Below are 19,250 nucleotides of genomic sequence, written 5' to 3' on the forward strand. Positions count from 1 at the left end.
ATAAGAGGTTGAATACATGGTTTCGTTGCCACACCTTGCTGTGACAGCTGTCCGTGTTGTGGGCGTTTGCGTGGTCATTACCCTTCTAGCGGGTTGCGCAGGCTCCCAGTCGCGTCAGGGCGTCGAGCCCCCGGGTGATTACTTTGCAATGTCGCTACCCGGGCTTGAGAAAGGCATCCACCCGCAGATGTCGCCCATCGAGAACACCCTGGCCCAACTTCGAAGTTTTCAGACGCCCCCGCCTACGGTGATCAAGCAGGCACTGCTCGCCCAGCACCAACGGTGGTCCGGAACCCCTTATCGGATTGGCGGCACCACCCAGCGAGGGGTGGACTGTTCGGGACTGGTCAGAAATATCTACCGCGATACGTTCAATCTGGAGCTTCCTCGCTCCACCACCGATCAAGTACATGAGGGACGCTTGATCGACCGCCAGGAACTGCAGGCGGGCGATCTGGTCTTCTTCCGGCCCCCAGGCCCTTACAACCACGTAGGCATCTACATGGGTGATGGCTACTTTCTTCATGCTTCCTCGTCTCAGGGCGTGATTATCTCGAGCATGAATAACGGTTATTGGCAGCGCCACTACTGGCAATCGCGTCGGGCACTGGAGCCGACTCACCTTGCTCAGCTAGGTGGCTTCTAGCACACTGGCCAGATTACGCTCTGGCGGCGCCTGACTCTGGGTTTTGGGCGCCACTCACCAATGGATGCGCCATGATCGAGGCCAAAACCCGCGCCTGGTGGCGCGCCACAGCGGCGCTCTGTCTCGGCTCGTTTCTTGTCTTTATCAATCTCTACGTTCCCCAACCCCTGCTGCCAGGGCTGAGGGAGACCTACGGCGTCTCCACGTTGGGCGTAAGCCTTCTGATGTCCTTCGCCACGCTATCGCTGGCACTCGCCCTGCTGGTATTCGGCCCGCTTTCCGATGCGATCGGCCGCGAGTCGATCATGCGTATCACGCTGGTTCTTGCCGGCATATTGACGCTGCTGCTGGCCGTTGCGCCCAATTTCGAAACGTTATTGCTGCTTCGCCTGCTTCAAGGGTTTGTGCTGGGCGGGCTTCCCGCTGTGGCCATCGCCTGGATGGGCGATGAGTTCGATAAACCGGCACTGCTGAGCGCGGTCGGGCTGTATATCGGCGCCAATTCCCTGGGAGGAATCATCGGGCGCGTGGTGGGCGGCTGGGCCGCCTCCCTGGGCGGACCCGAGGCGGCCTTCGTGGTCGTGGGCGTGATGACCCTTCTGGGCTGCGCCGTTTTCTGGCGGCTGCTGCCCAACAGTCAAGCGTTCGTGCCCCAAACGTTTCAGCTTCGCCAAGCCATGCGGGATCTGGCCGCCCATCTGCGTACGCCGGTGCTGTTGGCCGCTTACTGCCTGGGCGGTATCAATTTCCTGATCTTCATCAACCAGTACAGCTATATCACCTTTCGCCTGGCGGGCGCGCCTTATCAGCTCGCCGCAAGTGCGCTGGGGCTGATCTTTCTGACCTATCTGGGCGGTACGTTCGGTTCTACCGTCTCCGGTCGTCTGGCGCGGCGCTTTTCGCCGGCGGGCTGCATGTGTGCTGGCATCATGATCCTGATGCTGGGCACCGCCGTCACTCTGGCTCACTCGCTTGCCGTGGTAATTGCAGGCCTGACCATCAACGCCTTCGGGTTTTTCCTGACCCATTCACTCGCGTCGAGCTGGGTAGGGCGTTACGCTCAAGGGGCGCGGGGAAGCGCATCGGCACTCTATCTGGTGTTTTACTACCTGGGCGCCAGCGTTGGCGGGTTCTGGCTCGAGCCGTTCTGGCGCTGGTCCCAGTGGCAGGGCGTGGCGGTGGGATCCTGGCTACTGTTGAGTATCACGCTTGCCATCGCATTCGGGCTCTGGCGGTTCGAACGGCGTGCCGGCATTCAATGAAGAGGTAATTATGCAGCGGGTAACGGTCACTCTTGATGACGAGCTGGTAAGCGAAGTGGATGTGCTGATGCGCGAGCGCGGCTACCAGAGCCGTTCCGAGGCGATACGCGATCTGACCCGCAGCGGGCTCAATCAGGTGAAGGAGCAGGCAGCGTCCAATAGGGTGTGCATGGGGGCGCTGGTGTACGTATACGATCACGGTGCCAGGGAACTTTCCAGACGCTTGACCCGCCACTCCCACGACCATCATGACTTGACCCTCTCGACGCTTCACGTGCATATCAATCCGCACAGCTGTCTGGAGGTGGCGCTCTTGAAAGGCGAGGGAAAGGCGCTGCAGCAGTTCTCCGATGAGGTGATTTCATCGCGCAGCGTGCGTCATGGCCAGCTGGTGTTGATTCCGGAAATCTGAATCCGGGAGCTATCCAGCGTAAAAAGGGCGGCCCGGAGGCCGCCCTTTTCGATAGCGTGCAAGCAGAGCGTGCTTAGTGCTCTACGCCGCCTTCGCCGTGCACGTGGCCGTGCTCGAGTTCTTCCTGGCTGGCTTCACGTACCTTGGCGATTTCCACATCGAAGTTCAGATGTTGACCCGCCAGCGGGTGATTGCCATCAACGACCACGGTATCGCCTTCGACCTGCTTGACGGTGACCATCAGCGGGCCGCCCTGGGTCTGTGCCTGGAACTGCATGCCGGGCTCGACGTTCTCGACGCCCTGGAACGCATCCCGCGGCACTTCCTGCATCAGCTGTTCCTGAACTTCACCGTAACCCTCTTCAGGCGCTACCTTGACGTTCAGCTTTTCACCTTCGTTACGGCCTTCAAGCTCTTTTTCGAGGCCCGGAATGATGTTGCCAGCGCCGTGCAGATAGGTCAGCGGCTCGCGGCCTTCAGAACTGTCTAGCACTTCACCTGAGTCGTTGGTCAGAGTGTAGTGAAACGCGACAACCGAGTTTTGCGCAATTTGCATGGAATAACCTTTCGGTGAGTGCATGTACTCTAATGGTAACGCGTGTGAACCGGCTTGTCAGGGGGCGGGGGCGGGTTTTTCCTTTATGTTAATCTGGATCGGTATTGCGCGAAAAAGGGGCGAGCGATACCCTAGCTCCATCCCTTTTCCACTCTCCTTTTAAGATAACGCCCACTGGAGCTTCTATGACGATCTTGTTTTTGTGGATTATCGCTTTCGTTCTCATTGCCTATTTCGCCAACCAGCACTGGGAGCGCGGTGTCAGCCAGGGGCTGGACAAATTCCTGCCAGGGGTGCTTAAAAGCCATGGCGATAACCGCTATTTATGGGTGGGGGCACTGGCCGTGCTGGGCGCCACTGCGCTGGTCAATCCAGTAGAAATCATTCTGGTCGCCATCTTGCTGGCACTGATTGCGCTGGTGGTGATCAAGCTGGCTGACTGGGCGAGCAGCCTATCGCACTAGCGGGCTCAGAGGCGCCTTTGTTGCCGCGCCATACGTGAAATGCCCGGCTGAAAAGCCGGGCATTTTTTTATCACTTGCAAGGTCTGGCGAAGTGCCTAGTAGGGAGCGACACTCAGGTTGCCGCCGCTGCCGATCAGGCGAACCCGCTGGCCGGCCTGAAACTGGCGATCGGCGCGTTGAACCACGACCACGTCGCTACCGTCATCGCGACGGATTTCCATTTCCAGTGCCCGGACCCGATTGGCACGGTCTTCGATGGAGCTACCGGCGACCGAACCGCCCAGCGCGCCGGCCACGGTTGCCAACTGACGGCCCGTACCGCCGCCGACCTGGTTACCCAGCAAGCCACCGACCACGGCGCCACCGCCGGTGCCCAGCAGGCCTCCCGCACGGCTATCAGCCTGAATCTGCACCGGACGAACCGCGACAATGGTGCCATAGCTGACGCTTTGGCCGGTCTGGGCCTGGTTGCCCCGATAGACATCCCCCGAGTAGGGGGAGGTGTTGGCACAACCCGCCAGGGTCAGAAGACTAAGAGCAGCAACGGGTAAAAGACGTTTCATAAAACCTCCAGATCTATCAGCACAGGCGGCTGGTAGTATATTCACAGTTATCAAACAGTGTTTTAAAAGATAACCAAAGCCGTATGCTTTGACCAGTCTCCCTTGAAAAAGATCACTTTTTTTAAGCATTGGGCGTAATGAGAAAGCAGTGTGCAAGAAACAAGCACCTGACACTCGTGCCCCGTCTGCTGGATAAGCGTGCTTTTTGAAGAAAACAGTACGCTGGAATGTAGTGAATACGCGCATTTTGTGCAAGCTTTGTATAAGAAGGTGGGGCAGAAAGTGTGCGTAAAGCAGTGCATCGGGGCACGGGCCCCGATGCACTGCAAGACAGCACAGACGAAAGATCTAGAACTGGTTCATGGTGTTGTCCTTGCCGCCGGCTTTCAAGGCGGCATCGCCGTGGAAGAACTCCTTGTGATCGTCGCCGATGTTGGAGCCGGCCATGTCCTGATGCTTGACGGTGGCGATGCCCTGGCGAATCTCCTGACGCTGCACGCCGGCAACATAAGCCAACATCCCTTCATCGCCGAAGTAGCCCTTCGCCAGGTTGTCGGTGGAGAGCGCCGCGGTGTGGTAGGTGGGCAGGGTGATCAGGTGGTGGAAGACGTGCGCCTCCTTGGCGGCGTCGCGCTGGAAGTTGCGTGTCCATTCGTCGGCAAGCTGGCCCAATTCGGTGGCATCAAATTCGGCGTTCATCAACTGGTCGCGCGCATAGGCGGAAACGTCCTTGCCCTCTTTTTGCCAGGTATCGAAGACCTGCTGGCGGAAGTTGAGCGTCCAGTTGAACGACGGCGAGTTGTTGTAGACGAGCTTGGCGTCCGGCACCACCTCGCGAACCCGGTTCACCATGCTGGCGATCTGGCCCACGTGGGGTTTTTCGGTCTCGATCCAGAGAAGGTCCGCGCCGTTTTGCAAACTGGTGATGCAGTCGAGTATGACGCGGTCCTCGCCGCTGCCGGGCTTGAACTGGTAGAGGCCGGAGGCCAGGCGTTTGGGCTTGACCAGCTTGCCGTTTTGCTTGATGACCACGTCGCCGTTATGAATATCGGCGGCGTTCTCCACCACATCGCCATCGAGGAAGCTGTTGTACTGATCCCCCAGATCTCCCGGTGTCTGGGTCACGGCGATCTTCTGGGTCAGTCCCGCGCCGAGGGAGTCCGTGCGTGCGACGATGACGCCGTCGTCCACACCCAGCTCCAGAAAGGCGTAGCGAACGGCGTTGATCTTGGCTAGGAAATCCTCGTGGGGTACGGTGACCTTGCCGTCCTGATGGCCGCACTGCTTCTCGTCGGAGACCTGGTTTTCGAGCTGGATACAGCACGCCCCGGCCAGAATGAACTTCTTCGCCAGAAGATAGGTAGCCTCGGCGTTGCCAAAGCCTGCATCGATATCGGCAATGATCGGTACGATATGGGTTTCGAAATTGTCGATCTTTTGTGTCAGCTCGTCGATTTGGCCGCGATCGCCTGCCTCTTGAGCGTCGTCGAGCTTGCGAAACAGGTGGTTGAGCTCCCAGGCATCGGCCTGTTTCAAGAAGGTGTAGAGCTCTTCTATCAAGCTGGCCACGGATGTCTTTTCGTGCATGGACTGGTCGGGCAGGGGGCCGAATTCCGAGCGCAGGGCGGCGACCATCCAGCCGGACAGGTAAAGGTAGCTTCGCTTGGTCGTTCCAAAGTGTTTCTTGATGGCGATCATCTTCTGCTGGCCGATGAAGCCGTGCCAGCAACCCAGCGACTGCGTGTACTGCGCGCGGTCCTGGTCAAACGCTGCCATGTCGGCGCGCATGATGGAGGCGGTGTAGCGGGCGATGTCGAGGCCGGTATGAAAACGGTTCTGGGCTCGCATGCGCGCGGCGTATTCGGGTTTGATGGCATCCCATTTGCCGCCCTGGGCTTCACGCAGCTGCGCCATGGCTTTGATGTCGTCAAGCAGTCCTGTCATGTTGCATCCTCCGGTAGTGTTCGCGTTCCAACGCCCTTGGGGCGCTGCTACCCGCTTTCTTGCCTGGCGAGTGTGTTTTCACTATCGATGAGGTGGTGCGCTGCAGCAATTGGCACTTCGGGGCAGTGGCCGTCGTAGTTAAACGACACGGGCTTATTCAAACGGCGCGATTGCGTCGTCGTTTTACGCCAGCCAGCGGCCGGGCATAAAAAAGCGCCGCTTGAAAGCGGCGCTTGCGAGGTAACGCGTATTCAGCGCTACTCGTCTTCTTCTTCGTCCATGAAGCCCAGGCTTCCGGCGTTGACCAGATGCGTGAGCACGCGTTGAGCGTCTTCGAGCTCCAGTACGTCATCAAACATGGGCGTGGTATCGGCAATGCGGCGGGCCAGCGCCTCGCTGCAGGCCAGGCCGTCGCCATCGAAGAACAGCGTGGTGGTGCCAGCTTCCGAGCGCCAGGCGATGCGCGAGCCGGGCATGTGAAAGAGCGGCTCGCCGGCATGTAGTTGCGCGACAAGGGTTTCTTCGGCCAGTGGCTCTTCAAGCGGTATGACCTGGTCCATATACTTTGGTTGGGTCATGGCCCGGCCAAACCACTGGGCAAGCTCTTTGGGCTGGTCGAGCGTTTCGAGGATGAAGTGACGCATCCGCTCGAGCGAAGCGTCGTCGAGCTCCCCGGTATTCTCGGCCGGCGCCATGCCGGCATCGCTGTAGCGCTTCGAGCCCGGCAACTGCTCGCCGAGATAGTCGGCAAACGAGGTGATCGCCTCGTCGGCGGAGGGGGCGCGAAAGCCCACCGAGAAGGTCATGCAGTCCTCGGTCTGGCTCACGCCGTGGTGCGCCCAGCCTGGTGGCAAGTAGAGCATGTCGCCCGGGCCCAGCGTCCAGTCGGAGTCGGGTTCGATCTCGAAGGTTTCCAGAATCTTCAGGTCGATGCCCTGGATGATCGGCGCGTCATCGGGCTGCTTGCCACCCAGCTGCCAGCGCCGCTGACCCCGGCCCTGGAGCAGAAACACGTCGTACTGGTCCACGTGGGGGCCAACGCTTCCGCCGGGCGGGGCGTAGCTCACCATGATGTCGTCGAGGCGCCAGTTGGGCAGGAAGCTGAACGCTTTCATCAGCGCGGCGACGTCGGGTACGTAATGGTCCACCGCTTGAACGAGCAGGCTCCAGTTACTTTGGGGCAGGCGTTCGAAGGTGGCGTCGTCGAATGGGCCTTGAGAGACCTGCCAGGGGCCTTCCGGCCCCTGTTCTTCGACCAGTCGCGCCTCGACACCGGGTTCGCAGGCAAGCCCGGCCAGCTCGTCCGGGTCCAGGGGGCTGACGAAATCCGGCATGGCGCCACGAATCAGCAGCGGCTTTTGCTGCCAGTAGCTTTTCAGAAATTCCTCGGGCGTCAGATCGCCCAGCAGGGTCAGCGGCTCGTTATGTTGGCTCATGGCGAATTCCTGGTGAGTCGACGCGGGTTATAGCGCATCAAGGCGCTTGGGCAATGCTTCGGCCTGGGCCTGGGCGTTACCGATGTAGCTTGCGGGCGAAAGGGCTTTCAGCTCTTGCTTGACCTCACCGGGAAGCTCGAGGGAATCGATGAAGGCGGCAAAGCCTGCCTGGTCGATACGCTTGCCGCGGGTCAGCTCCTTGAGCTTTTCATAGGGCTTCTCGATGCCGTAACGGCGCATCACGGTCTGGATCGGCTCGGCGAGCACTTCCCAGCTATTGTCCAGATCCTCGATCAGACGCGCCGGGTTGGCCTCGAGCTTGCTGATGCCCTTGAGACTCGCGTGGTAGCCGATCAGCGCGTAGGCCAGGCCCACGCCGAGGTTTCGAAGCACGGTGGAGTCGGTCAGGTCGCGCTGCCAGCGGGAAATCGGCAGCTTCTGCGCCAGGTGATTGAGCACCGCGTTGGCAAGCCCCAGATTGCCTTCCGAGTTCTCGAAGTCGATCGGGTTGACCTTGTGCGGCATGGTGGAGGAGCCGATTTCGCCTTCCACGGTGCGCTGCTTGAAGTAGCCAAGCGAAATATAGCCCCACACATCGCGGTCGAAGTCGATCAAAATGGTGTTGAAACGGGCGATCGCATCGAACAGTTCGGCGATGTAGTCGTGAGGCTCGATCTGGGTGGTGTAGGGGTTGAAGCGAAGGCCCAGCCCCTCCACGAACGTGCGCGCGTTCGCTTCCCAGTCGATCTCCGGGTAGGTCGCCAGGTGCGCGTTGTAGTTGCCCACCGCACCGTTGATCTTGCCCAATACCTCGACGCTTTCGATCTGCTTGAGCTGGCGCTTGAGCCGGTAGGCGGTGTTGGCCATTTCCTTGCCAAGCGTGGTGGGGCTTGCGGTCTGGCCGTGGGTGCGCGAAAGCATCGGCTGCGCTGCATGGGCGATGGCAAGTGCTGCAATGTCGTCGGCCACCTGGTGAAGGGTGGGCAGCATGGCCTTCAAGCCGTCGGTGAGCATCACGCCGTAGGAGAGGTTGTTGATGTCCTCGCTGGTGCAGGCGAAGTGAATGAACTCGGTGACCGCGTGAAGCTCCGCCTGATCCTCGATCTTCTCCTTGAGAAAGTATTCCACCGCTTTGACGTCGTGGTTGGTGGTGCGCTCGATCTCCTTGATGCGCTCGGCGTCGGTCACCGAGAACTCGTCGATCAGCGTTTCCAGAAACGCCGTGGCATCTTGAGAGAGCGCGCTGACCTCGGTGATGCCCTCGTGCTCGGCCAGACGCTGCAGCCAGCGCACTTCCACGATGACACGAGCCCGGATCAGGCCGAATTCGCTGAAGTGTTCTCGAAGCACGTAAGCCTTAGAGGCGTAGCGGCCGTCAACAGGGGAGAGAGCGGTCAAAGCGGTGAGTTGCATGGCAAGGTTTCCAAAGATGATCAAAAAAGTCGAAGTCTATGACAGATCCTAGCTCAGGCTGTCGAGGGCGCGGCGAAGCGCCTTGCGCTGGAATACCAGTTTCCAGCGCCGGCCGCCCTGCTGATGCCACAGAAGGGCGAAGCGGATACCGCTCATCAAGCAGGCGCGCACCCGCTCGGGCATCATGCGGGTCTGCAAAAGCGACGGGTCACCCTGCACCACGATGCGCGTCTTGAACGTCGAGATCGTCTCCTGGTAGGTTTCACCCAGGCTTGCGATCACGTTTTCATGCACCGGGCCGAAGTGCTCCGCCTGGCCCTGCACATGCTGAAGCTTCTCGCCAAGCGTTGCGAGCATCTGGGTATCACCGCGCAGCTTGTTCATCAGCATCAGCATCGAAAAGCCGTAGCGAAGCACCACCGGGTTGGCCTGCTTGCGCCCCACCAGCGCCTCCAGGGTTTCGAGTCCCCGGCGCAGGTTGTTGGGGTGGCCGCCGTAGATCGCCTCGAAGCTTGCCGGGTCGGTATCGAGGGTCGCGTTGATCAGGGTTTCCCAGGCGCGCGGTTCCACCTGGCCCGTGCGGGCAAGCTCGTCAACGAGGCTTGCCGCCTGGAACACCCCGGCAAGCGCCAGGGCCTGGCGGGCAGCGGGAGTGTCCGGGGCGCGGTGGATCGGCGTGGTCGGGCTCATGCAGCGACCTCGGTGGCATTCCAGGCGGCGCGAATGACGCCGCCCCCAAGGCAGATATCATTATCGTAAAGAACCAGCGACTGCCCCGGCGTTACCGCCCACTGGGGGTCGTCGAAGATTACTTCCACGCTGTTATCGCTTAGCGTACGTACAAAGCAGGGGCAATCGCTCTGGCGGTAACGGGTCTTCGCGGTGAAGCGGCCATCCAGAGCCGGCGCAACACCGGCCACCCAGTCCATCGCCTCGGTGGAAAGTGCGTTGGTGTACAGGCGCGTGTGCGCCTTGCCCTGCACCACCTGCAGGACGTTACGCTCAAGGTCCTTGCCCACCACGTACCAGGGCTCTTCGGAATAGTTGGCAAGCCCGCCTATTCCCAGCCCCTGGCGCTGGCCCAGGGTGTAGTACATCAGGCCCATGTGATCGCCGATCACATCACCCTCGGCGGTTTCGATCTTGCCGGGCTTTGCAGGCAGGTACTGCTGCAGAAAGTCCTTGAAGCGGCGCTCGCCGATAAAACAGATACCGGTGGAGTCCTTCTTCTTCGCCGTGATCAGCCCAAATTCTTCGGCCAACGCCCGTACCGCAGGCTTTTCCAGCTCGCCCACCGGGAAGAGCGTCTTGGCGATAGCGGCTTCCGGTACCGCGTGCAGGAAGTAGCTTTGATCCTTGTTGCCATCGAGCCCTTTCAAAAGTCGCGGGCGGCCGTCTCGTTCGCCGCGGCGTACGTAGTGGCCGGTGGCGATCTTGTCGGCGCCAAGCATCTTGGCGTAGTCGAGGAACACCTTGAACTTGATTTCCCGGTTGCACAGGATGTCCGGGTTCGGGGTGCGCCCAGCCTTGTATTCGGCCAGAAAGTGCTCGAACACGTTGTCCCAGTACTCGGCGGCGAAGTTGGCGGTATGCAGCTTGATGCCAAGCTTCTGGCACACGGCCTCGGCATCCGCCAGGTCTTCCTTGGCGGTGCAGTACTCGGTGCCGTCGTCCTCGTCCCAGTTCTTCATGAAGAGCCCTTCGACCTCATAGCCCTGCTGCATGAGCAAAAGCGCTGAAACGGAAGAGTCGACGCCGCCGGACATGCCGACGATCACCTTGTCGGTGGCCGGCATCCCGGTGGCCGGCATCCCGGTGGCCGGCGCTCCGGTGCCAGGTGCGGCGATTGTGCTGTGAGTGGATGTCATTGCCATCCTCTTGAAGTGGTATGCAGTTGGCCGCGATTATACACGATGGACGCTTGGCGCTTCGAGTGCTTCACTCGCTGATCACGCTCAGCGGGTAGTGGCGCTGCGCCTGGGCGGCTTCGATGCGCTTGACCACCAGGGGGCTACGCAGCCTGCCTGCGCGCTCGAGAGTTCTGATTTCGTGAAGCGTCAGCCAGTGGGTGGCGTGAATATCGGCGTCCAGGGGCGTTGCCAGATGGGTGTCCGGCGTGGCGGTAAAGCCGTGGCTGTGAAAGGTTCTATCCGCGGTGTGGAATACCCAGAGCCCCAGATAACGGGTCAAGTGTACCCGCCAGGCGGTCTCTTCTTCGACTTCGCGCAGCGCCGCCGCCATCGGCCCCTCACCGGGTTCGATATGCCCCGCAGGCTGGTTGAAAAGCGTGAATGGGCCACCGCGCTCCTCTTCGACCATCAGGTAGCGCCCATCTTGCTCGATCACGCAGGCGGCGGTGGCGTGGATGCGTTTCATGACGTTCTTCTGCTCCGCAGTCTTTGCCCGGGGCGCTTTTGTCCGCCGGGTCTGGTCAGCGCCTTGGGGGCGTGCAAGGTCTCTTTGCGCCACTGACCCGGCGCTAAATCGTCAAGGCGCCAGGCGCCGATGGCAGCGCGCACCAGGCGAAGCGTAGGAAAGCCCACGTGGGCGGTCATGCGGCGTACCTGGCGGTTGCGCCCTTCGGTAATGGTGAGTTCGAGCCACGAGGTGTCGGGGTGGCGCCTGGGGTCGAGCGGCGGGGTGCGCTCGCCAATAGCCGGGGCTTTAATGCGCCGCGCCTTGGCTGGGCGAGTCGGACCGTCGTTGAGCGTGATGCCTGTGCGCAGCGCGCCCAGCGCCGTGTCGTCGATCACCCCTTCGAGCTGGGCCCAGTAGGTCTTGGGCTGCTTGTGGCGGGGGTGAGCGATCTGGTGAATCAGGGCGCCGTCATCGCTTAGCAGCAATAATCCTTCAGAGTCGTAGTCGAGCCGGCCCGCCGCGTAGACCCCGGGTACATCGATCACATCAGAAAGCGTCGCTCGGCCTTCGGTGTCGGTAAACTGAGACAGCATCTTGTAGGGCTTGTGAAGTAGATACAGCGTGCTCATCAGGCTCTCGTATGGCGGGGTGAATTTGTCGACAATCGCATAAAGGGGTAAAGTGCAGCGCTGAAATACACAAATACTCAATGTGGTGCTGGCATCATTGTCACCCCGGACGCTCAAGTGCTAGTCAACAGGGCCAAAGCCGCGTGCTTTACCTGCTTTGCGGTGTGACTCAACAAGTAAGCCGGTTAGAAATTTTTTAGTGACAGCGACAGAAACGAGGTTAACGCAAAATGTCCAAAACGCCGAAGATCATTTATACGCTCACCGATGAAGCCCCCGCGCTTGCCACCTACTCACTGTTACCGATTATCGATGCCTTCACCGACTCCGCAGGTGTCGAGGTCGAGACGCGCGATATCTCGCTGGCAGCCCGTGTGCTGGCACAGTTTCCCGATCGGTTGAGCAGTGAACAGCGGGTAAGCGACGATCTTTCCGAGCTTGGCCAGCTTGCCACCACGCCTGAAGCCAACATCATCAAGCTGCCCAATATCAGCGCCTCCGGCCCGCAGCTCAAAGCGACCATCAAAGAGTTGCAAAGCCAGGGCTATGACCTGCCGGATTATCCCGAAGAGCCGCAAAACGACGAAGACAAGGCCATCAAGGCCGCTTACGACAAGGCCAAGGGCAGCGCCGTCAACCCGGTACTTCGTGAAGGGAACTCGGACCGTCGCGCACCCAAGTCGGTCAAGAACTACGCGCGCAAGTACCCGCACCGCATGGGCGAGTGGAGCAAGGATTCCGACTCTCACGTGGCGCATATGAACGACGGCGACTTCTACGGCAGCGAGCAGTCGGCGGTGATGGAAAAAGCCGGTACGCTCAAGATCGAACTCAAGCAGCAAGACGGCACCACCAAGCTCTTGAAAGAGAACCTGGCAGTGCAGGAAGGTGAGGTGATCGATGCCGCGTCCATGAGTAGTCGCAAGCTGCGCAGCTTCATCGACAGCGAAATCCAGGATGCCCAGAAGCGCAATGTCCTGTTCTCGCTTCACCTGAAGGCCACCATGATGAAGGTTTCCGACCCGATCATGTTCGGCATCGTGGTGGAAGAGTTCTACAAGGAGGCGCTGGAAAAGCACTCTGATGCGCTGAAGCAGGCAGGCTTCAACCCGGCCTCGGGCCTGGGCGATCTTTACAGCTCGATCGAGAAGCTGCCCAGCGAGCAGTCTGAGGCGATCAAGAGCGACATCGACGCGCTCTACAAGGAACGCCCGCCGATGGCGATGGTCAACTCGCACAAGGGCATCACCAACCTGCATGTGCCCAGTGACGTGATCATCGACGCCTCCATGCCGGCGATGATTCGCGATTCCGGCAAGATGTGGAATGCAAACGACGAACTCCAGGACGCCAAGGCGGTGATTCCGGACCGTTGCTACGCCACGATCTACCAGAGCGTGATCGAGGATTGCAAAAAGCACGGCGCCTTTGATCCGACCACCATGGGCAGCGTACCCAACGTGGGCCTGATGGCCCAGAAAGCCGAAGAATACGGCTCTCACGACAAGACCTTCCACATTCCTGCCGACGGCACCGTGGTGGTCACCGATGACAACGGCCAGACGCTGTTCAGCCACGATGTGGAAGCCGGCGACATCTGGCGGATGTGTCAGACCAAGGATGCGCCGATCAAGGACTGGGTGAAGCTGGCCGTCAACCGGGCCCGCGAAAGCGCCACGCCGGCGATCTTCTGGCTGGACGCCAACCGCGCTCACGATGCCAAGCTGATCGGCAAGGTAGAAACCTATCTTGCCGACCACGACACCGACGGCCTGGATATCCGTATCCTCGCGCCGGTCGAGGCGATGAACGTTTCACTCGAACGTATTCGCAAGGGTGAAGACACCATTTCGGTCACCGGTAACGTGCTGCGCGACTACCTGACGGATCTGTTCCCGATCATGGAGCTTGGCACGAGTGCCAAGATGCTCTCGATCGTTCCGCTGATGAACGGTGGTGGTCTGTTTGAAACCGGCGCCGGCGGCTCCGCACCCAAGCACGTAGAGCAGCTGGTCGAAGAGAACCACCTGCGCTGGGATTCGCTGGGCGAGTTTCTGGCCCTGGCCGCATCGCTGGAGCATCTGGGCAGCACGTTTGATAACAAGCGTGCCACGGTACTGGCCAACGCCTTGGATGAAGCCACCGGCCAGTTCCTGGACAGCAACAAGTCGCCTTCGCGCAAGACCGGCGAAATCGACAACCGGGGCAGCCACTTCTACCTCGCCCTCTACTGGGCCGAGGCGCTGGCCGCGCAAGATCAGGACGCCGAGCTTCACTCGCTGTTCACGCGTCTGGCCAAAACGCTGCGTGACAACGAGTCCAGGATCATGGACGAGCTCAACGGCGCCCAGGGCAAGAAGGTGGATATCAAGGGCTATTTCCATCCGGATCGCGAACTTGCAAGCCAGGCCATGCGTCCAAGCAAGACCTTCAACGATGCGCTTGCCATGGTAGCTAAAGGCTAGGCAAAGCCCTCATGGCAACAACGACCCCTCGTCCGCTCGTCGGGCGGGGGTTTTTTGTATTATCCAGTGTGATAATTTTGTTTTTCCATGAACCCTTGCTGAACCTGGGCGTCTTAAAGCAAGCCTGCTTGCAACATCCGCCTGTCAGCACAGAGACGATCGCAACGCTTTATGCCCAATTTCGAAAGCCCTTGCCTGAACAGCCTTGTTCTAGGCATGACACGCCCGGATATGCCCGAGTATGACGACGACCTGGATGTACAAGCCTCAGAACCCGAGCTTGCCAAGCCGCCGTTATATAAAGTGGTGCTTCATAACGACGACTACACGCCGATGGAGTTCGTCATTGAAGTGCTGCAAGGCTTTTTCAACATGAACAATGAAAAAGCCGTAGAAATCATGCTCGCCGTGCATACCCAGGGTAAAGCGACCTGCGGCATTTTCACTCGCGATATCGCGGAGACGAAAAGCCATCAGGTCAACGAATATGCCCGCGAATGCGAGCACCCGCTAATGAGCGATATCGAAGCCGCCGACTGATCAATGCGCTGGCAAGCTAACGCAGGGCGTTGAAAAAAAGTGGCAGCGGGACTTGCAACAGGGGCATTTGTACCCGATGTTGAAAGTGCCGGTCGATTTCATTGATCCGACGCAAGTCCCGAGTGCGAGCCACTCCGGGAAGTAGCGAAAAGGGGACTGCCATGCTGAGCAAAGAACTTGAACTGACCCTGAACACGGCGTTTACCGTGGCTCGCTCAAAGCGCCACGAGTTCATGACCGTCGAGCACCTGCTGTTGGCGCTGTTGGATAACGCCTCGGCCATTGATGTGCTGAAAGCGTGTGGGGCAAACCTCGACAAGCTGCGGTCCGATCTGCAGGATTTCATCAATTCGACGACGCCTTTGATCCCGGAAGGCCAGAGCGAGCGTGAAACGCAGCCCACGCTCGGTTTTCAACGCGTGCTTCAGCGCGCGGTATTCCATGTACAGTCATCAGGCAAAAGCGAAGTCAACGGCGCCAACGTACTGGTAGCGATCTTCTCCGAGCAGGAGAGTCAGGCCGTTTACTTCCTGAAGCAGCAGAACGTCGCGCGGGTGGATGCTGTCAACTACATCGCCCACGGTATCTCGAAGGTAGCGGGCCATAATTCGTCGAATTCTTCTTCACCGCAAGAGGGTGAAGAGGTGGAAGAGACCAGTGCCGAAGGGGCAGCGCATCCGCTGACCGGCTACGCCAGCAACCTCAACGAGCAGGCAAGGCTTGGCAAGATCGATCCGCTCATCGGGCGCGATCACGAGCTTGAGCGTGTGGTACAGATTCTGGCGCGGCGGCGCAAGAACAATCCGCTTCTCGTCGGCGAAGCGGGTGTGGGCAAGACGGCCATCGCCGAGGGCCTTGCCAAGCGCATCGTGGAAGAGGACGTGCCGGATGTCATTGCCGACGCCGTCGTCTATTCGCTGGATATGGGCGCGCTGTTGGCCGGCACCAAATACCGCGGCGATTTCGAGAAGCGTTTGAAAAGTCTTCTGGGCGAGCTCAAAAAGCAGCCCAACGCGATTCTTTTCATCGACGAGATCCATACGGTGATCGGTGCAGGGGCGGCCTCTGGCGGCGTCATGGACGCCTCGAACCTGCTCAAGCCGCTGCTGTCGTCCGGCGAGCTTCGCTGCATCGGTTCGACCACCTTTCAGGAATTTCGCGGTATTTTCGAGAAAGACCGTGCGCTTGCCCGTCGTTTTCAGAAAGTCGACGTGCCGGCCCCTTCGGTGGATGACACCATCAAGATTCTCAAGGGGCTGCGCTCGCGCTTTGAGGAACACCACGAACTCAAGTACACCGACGGCGCGCTTGAAAGTGCGGCGCGGCTTGCGGACCGTTACATCAACGACCGCTTTCTGCCGGACAAGGCGATCGACGTGATCGACGAGGCCGGTGCGCACCAGCGCATGCTGCCTTCCGAGATGCGCGTGGATACCATCGATGTCGATCAGGTAGAGGCGGTGGTCGCCTCCATCGCGCGCATTCCGCCGAAAAGCGTGTCGAGTTCGGATCGCAAGCAGCTCGAAAAGCTTGACCGTGATCTCAAGATGCTGGTGTTCGGCCAGGACGAGGCGATCGACTCGCTGTCGGCAGCGATCAAGCTTTCCCGCGCCGGCTTGAAAGCACCGGACAAGCCGGTGGGCAGCTTCCTGTTTGCCGGCCCGACCGGGGTGGGCAAGACCGAAGTGGCCAAGCAGCTTGCCCATATCATGGGCATCGATCTGGTGCGCTTTGACATGTCCGAGTACATGGAGCGCCATACGGTCTCACGGTTGATCGGCGCGCCGCCGGGCTACGTGGGCTACGACCAGGGCGGGCTTCTGACCGAGGCGGTCAACAAGCAGCCGCACTGTGTGCTACTGCTCGACGAGATCGAAAAGGCGCACCCGGAAGTGTTCAACCTGCTGCTGCAGGTCATGGACCATGGCCGCTTGACCGACAACAACGGCCGCGAAGCGGACTTCCGCCACGTGATCGTGATCATGACCTCTAACGCCGGTGCCGAACAGGCTTCGCGTCGCTCCATCGGCTTCCAGAGCCAGGACCATTCGACAGATGCCATGGAAGTGATTCGGCGGACGTTCTCGCCGGAGTTCCGCAACCGTCTGGATAGCATCATTCAGTTCCATTCGCTGCCCACAACCGTGGTGCGCAACGTGGTCGACAAGTTCCTTATCGAGCTTCAAGCTCAGCTTGACGAGAAACGTGTTCAACTGGATGTGGACGAGGAAGCGAGAGAGTGGCTGGCGGACAAGGGCTACGACCCGGATATGGGCGCGCGTCCAATGGCCCGCCTGATTCAGGAGAAGTTGAAAAAGCCGCTGGCCGAGATGATTCTCTTCGGCGAGCTGGCCGAGCACGGCGGTATCGTGCACGTGAGTCTGGAAGGGGGCGAGCTTTCGCTTTCGACCGAATCGGAAATGGCTGACGCCCCGTAGGGCGATAAGCCGCCTTGAATCACAGCGCCCTGTCATCGACGGGGCGTTGTCATTTTAAGGCGCTGTATGAAGGGTAACGCTCATGCTCAAGCAAGGCGCCTGTAGCATGAAGGCGTCAGGACAGCTTAACGCGAGCGGTAAACGATACGGCCCTTGGAAAGATCGTAAGGCGTAAGCTCCACCTTGACTTTATCGCCGGTCAGGATGCGGATGTAGTTCTTACGCATCTTGCCCGAGATGTGGGCCGTCACGACATGGCCGTTTTCAAGCTCAACACGGAACATGGTGTTGGGAAGGGTATCAACAATAACGCCTTCCATTTCAATATGGTCTTCGCGTGCCATATAGGCAAATCCTCACTTATTTAACGTCATTAGTCGTTCGACTAGCATTCTAGCCAGCGCCTGTAGTTTACAAGGGCTGGGTAAGCAGCGCTATATTGTGCCGCAAGCCTGGCGTCAAGGCAAAAAAGCGCGTCAGTTTAACGGATCAGGCCGCGCCAATAACGCCCATCCAGCACCTCAAGCGGCGAGAACGCCTGCTTGTAGCGCATTTTACGACACTCTTCGATCCAGTAGCCCAGATATAAATGGGAAAGGCCCTTCTCGCGGCATAGCTCGATCAGACACAGAATGGCGAACGTTCCCAGCGAGCGTCGATCCAGCGCTTCGCTGACCCCAAAGAAGGTATAGATGGCCGATAGCCCGTGCTCCAGCTCATCGAAGGCGGCAACACCTACCAGTGTGTCCTGCAGATACAGCTCCATGAGATACGCGTAGGGTTCACTTTGCGTCAAGAAGGTACGGTACTGCTCCTGGCTGGGCGGGTACATGTCGCCATCGCTGTGACGCGTGCGAATGTAATGGGCATAAAGCGCGTAGTGGGTGGATTCAAAACGTGCCGGTATGACCCGCGTGGTAATATCGCCGTTGCGCCGCCAGATCTTTCGCTGGGTACGGTTGCGGGTGAACTGGGCAACCGGAATGCGCACGGACTGACACGCCTGGCACCCTTCGCAATGCGGACGATACAGGTGGCGCCCGCTGCGCCGAAACCCCAGAAGCGACAGGGCTTCATAAACGCCGCCTTTGGGCGACTCCATCGGGTCGAGAAAAAGCGTGGTCGCCTCTTTGCCCGGCAGGTAGCTGCAGCCATGGGGGACGGTCAGAAAAAAGCGTAGATCCCGTACCGGACGGCGAGGGGCATTGCTGCTCACGGTCTACCTCCTTGCAAGTGGTAACCGCCTACCGGCGATAGGCCTCGGGAATGGCGTCAAGCCAGGGCGAGGCGGGCACGTTAGGTGCTGGGTGGCCTTTGGATGCTACACTGAATGCCTTTTCCGGCAACCACTGATCAAGATAGCTGATGAATGTCTTCCGGGCGATGGTCGCTGCTCCCAGGCGCTCCAGATGCGGGGTATACATCTGACAGTCGATCATCTCCCCGCCCCGGTCAGCCATGGCCCGGGCAAGGTAGGCAAGGGCTACCTTTGAGGCGTCCGGGACGGTCGAGAACATTGATTCACCAAAAAACACCGGCCCCATGGCCACGCCATAAAGTCCACCGACCAACCGGTCCTCAAGGTGCACCTCGATACTGTGAGCGATGCCCAGTTCATGCAGGTTCAGATAGGCGAGCCGCATGTCGGGATTGATCCAAGTGCCTGGCTCGTCTTGACGGGGGGCGGCGCAGGCGTTAATTACCTGATCGAAGTATTGATTCAGCGTCACGCTAAAGCCACCATTGCGTAGGCGCTTGGCAAGGCTGCGGTGCAGCCTGAAATTTGCCGGCGCCATCACCATGCGCGGATCCGGGCTCCACCAGAGCACGGGGTCGCCATCGCTGTACCAGGGGAAGATACCTCGTCGGTAGGCCTCTACCAGCCAGGGCGGCGAAAGCTCGCCGCCAGCGGCAAGCAGGCCGTTGGGCGTTTCAAGCGCTGTGGCCGTATCCGGAAAGACGGGGGTCGGCGATGAAAGCCAAGGCAGCATTGAAAGACTCCTGGTGAGCTTTGAGTGGACAGGCCATTGAATGAGCAGTGTCTCGAATGATCAGGTCAGCGAATGAACAGGGTGTCGAATGAATAGAGTATTGAACAGTCAAGCCGTCAGCGAGCCGGCTCAA

The 19,250-nt window shown here is 59.7% G+C and carries 19 protein-coding genes; 7 read left to right on the top strand and 12 right to left on the bottom strand.

Going from position 1 to position 19,250, the window contains the following annotated elements; translation table 11 throughout:
• The first annotated feature begins 16 nt into the window (after positions 1-16).
• The 3 genes from ACWF8S_RS04950 to nikR all read left to right on the top strand — a co-directional run bounded on the left by ACWF8S_RS04950 (position 17) and on the right by nikR (position 2,320).
• Entirely contained in the window at positions 17-646 is a 630-nt protein-coding gene (locus tag ACWF8S_RS04950) for a C40 family peptidase (protein ID WP_447555737.1), read from the top strand.
• 71 nt (positions 647-717) lie between these two features.
• Positions 718-1,908: an MFS transporter gene (locus ACWF8S_RS04955; protein WP_447555738.1), complete on the top strand. Its 1,191-nt coding sequence runs from the start codon at positions 718-720 to the stop codon at positions 1,906-1,908.
• Positions 1,909-1,918: 10 nt separating this feature from the next.
• Entirely contained in the window at positions 1,919-2,320 is a 402-nt protein-coding gene (gene nikR, locus ACWF8S_RS04960) for a nickel-responsive transcriptional regulator NikR (RefSeq protein WP_447555739.1), read from the top strand.
• Positions 2,321-2,393: 73 nt separating this feature from the next.
• Here the strand turns inward: nikR and ACWF8S_RS04965 are convergent, their stop codons facing one another.
• A complete protein-coding gene (locus ACWF8S_RS04965; RefSeq protein WP_447555740.1) occupies positions 2,394-2,876 on the bottom strand; it encodes an FKBP-type peptidyl-prolyl cis-trans isomerase in 483 nt (160 codons plus the stop codon).
• Positions 2,877-3,061: 185 nt separating this feature from the next.
• On the opposite strand from ACWF8S_RS04965, the gene ACWF8S_RS04970 reads away from it, so the two are divergent.
• Entirely contained in the window at positions 3,062-3,340 is a 279-nt protein-coding gene (locus tag ACWF8S_RS04970) for a hypothetical protein (RefSeq protein ID WP_447555741.1), read from the top strand.
• 95 nt (positions 3,341-3,435) lie between these two features.
• On the opposite strand, the gene ACWF8S_RS04975 is transcribed toward ACWF8S_RS04970, so the two are convergent.
• From ACWF8S_RS04975 to ACWF8S_RS05010, 8 genes are all read right to left on the bottom strand, one after another.
• On the bottom strand, positions 3,436-3,903 hold the full coding sequence (locus ACWF8S_RS04975; RefSeq protein ID WP_447555742.1) for a glycine zipper 2TM domain-containing protein: 468 nt from the start codon (positions 3,901-3,903) through the stop codon (positions 3,436-3,438).
• A 348-nt stretch (positions 3,904-4,251) separates the two neighbouring features.
• Positions 4,252-5,847 carry an isocitrate lyase gene (locus ACWF8S_RS04980; RefSeq protein ID WP_447555743.1) on the bottom strand — a complete coding sequence of 532 codons (1,596 nt, stop codon included), beginning with the start codon at positions 5,845-5,847 and terminating at the stop codon, positions 4,252-4,254.
• Between the two features lie 257 nt (positions 5,848-6,104).
• The gene (locus ACWF8S_RS04985) at positions 6,105-7,283 is read right to left on the bottom strand and encodes a JmjC domain-containing protein (protein WP_447555744.1); all 1,179 of its coding nucleotides are present in this window, start codon (positions 7,281-7,283) and stop codon (positions 6,105-6,107) included.
• 27 nt (positions 7,284-7,310) lie between these two features.
• Positions 7,311-8,696 (bottom strand): adenylosuccinate lyase, encoded by a 1,386-nt coding sequence (purB, locus tag ACWF8S_RS04990; protein ID WP_447555746.1) that lies wholly within the window; start codon positions 8,694-8,696, stop codon positions 7,311-7,313.
• Between the two features lie 48 nt (positions 8,697-8,744).
• A complete protein-coding gene (hflD, locus tag ACWF8S_RS04995; protein ID WP_447555747.1) occupies positions 8,745-9,386 on the bottom strand; it encodes a high frequency lysogenization protein HflD in 642 nt (213 codons plus the stop codon).
• Positions 9,383-10,507 carry a tRNA 2-thiouridine(34) synthase MnmA gene (mnmA, locus tag ACWF8S_RS05000; protein ID WP_447556547.1) on the bottom strand — a complete coding sequence of 375 codons (1,125 nt, stop codon included), beginning with the start codon at positions 10,505-10,507 and terminating at the stop codon, positions 9,383-9,385. The genes hflD and mnmA overlap by 4 nt, the downstream gene beginning before the upstream one ends.
• Positions 10,508-10,634: 127 nt before the next feature.
• A complete protein-coding gene (locus ACWF8S_RS05005; protein ID WP_447555748.1) occupies positions 10,635-11,072 on the bottom strand; it encodes an NUDIX domain-containing protein in 438 nt (145 codons plus the stop codon).
• Positions 11,069-11,683, bottom strand: coding sequence for a pseudouridine synthase (locus ACWF8S_RS05010; protein WP_447555749.1), 615 nt, complete (start codon positions 11,681-11,683; stop codon positions 11,069-11,071). The genes ACWF8S_RS05005 and ACWF8S_RS05010 overlap by 4 nt, the downstream gene beginning before the upstream one ends.
• 230 nt (positions 11,684-11,913) lie before the next feature.
• Between ACWF8S_RS05010 and ACWF8S_RS05015 the strand changes: the two genes are divergently transcribed.
• From ACWF8S_RS05015 to clpA, 3 genes are all read left to right on the top strand, one after another.
• Positions 11,914-14,148, top strand: a complete 2,235-nt coding sequence (locus ACWF8S_RS05015; RefSeq protein WP_447555750.1) for an NADP-dependent isocitrate dehydrogenase — start codon at positions 11,914-11,916, stop codon at positions 14,146-14,148.
• Positions 14,149-14,379: 231 nt separating this feature from the next.
• Positions 14,380-14,688, top strand: a complete 309-nt coding sequence (gene clpS, locus ACWF8S_RS05020) for an ATP-dependent Clp protease adapter ClpS (RefSeq protein WP_447556548.1) — start codon at positions 14,380-14,382, stop codon at positions 14,686-14,688.
• Between the two features lie 161 nt (positions 14,689-14,849).
• Positions 14,850-17,126, top strand: a complete 2,277-nt coding sequence (gene clpA / locus ACWF8S_RS05025; RefSeq protein ID WP_447555751.1) for an ATP-dependent Clp protease ATP-binding subunit ClpA — start codon at positions 14,850-14,852, stop codon at positions 17,124-17,126.
• 125 nt (positions 17,127-17,251) lie between these two features.
• Here clpA and infA read toward each other — a convergent pair whose 3' ends face one another.
• The 3 genes from infA to aat all read right to left on the bottom strand — a co-directional run bounded on the left by infA (position 17,252) and on the right by aat (position 19,117).
• Positions 17,252-17,470 (bottom strand): translation initiation factor IF-1, encoded by a 219-nt coding sequence (gene infA, locus ACWF8S_RS05030; RefSeq protein ID WP_007111068.1) that lies wholly within the window; start codon positions 17,468-17,470, stop codon positions 17,252-17,254.
• Positions 17,471-17,607: 137 nt separating this feature from the next.
• Complete coding sequence (locus tag ACWF8S_RS05035) at positions 17,608-18,342, bottom strand: arginyltransferase (protein WP_447555752.1); 735 nt, start codon at positions 18,340-18,342, stop codon at positions 17,608-17,610.
• Positions 18,343-18,370: 28 nt separating this feature from the next.
• On the bottom strand, positions 18,371-19,117 hold the full coding sequence (gene aat, locus ACWF8S_RS05040; protein ID WP_447555753.1) for a leucyl/phenylalanyl-tRNA--protein transferase: 747 nt from the start codon (positions 19,115-19,117) through the stop codon (positions 18,371-18,373).
• Between the last annotated feature and the right edge of the window lie 133 nt (positions 19,118-19,250).

Source organism: Vreelandella xerophytica, from assembly GCF_968048975.1.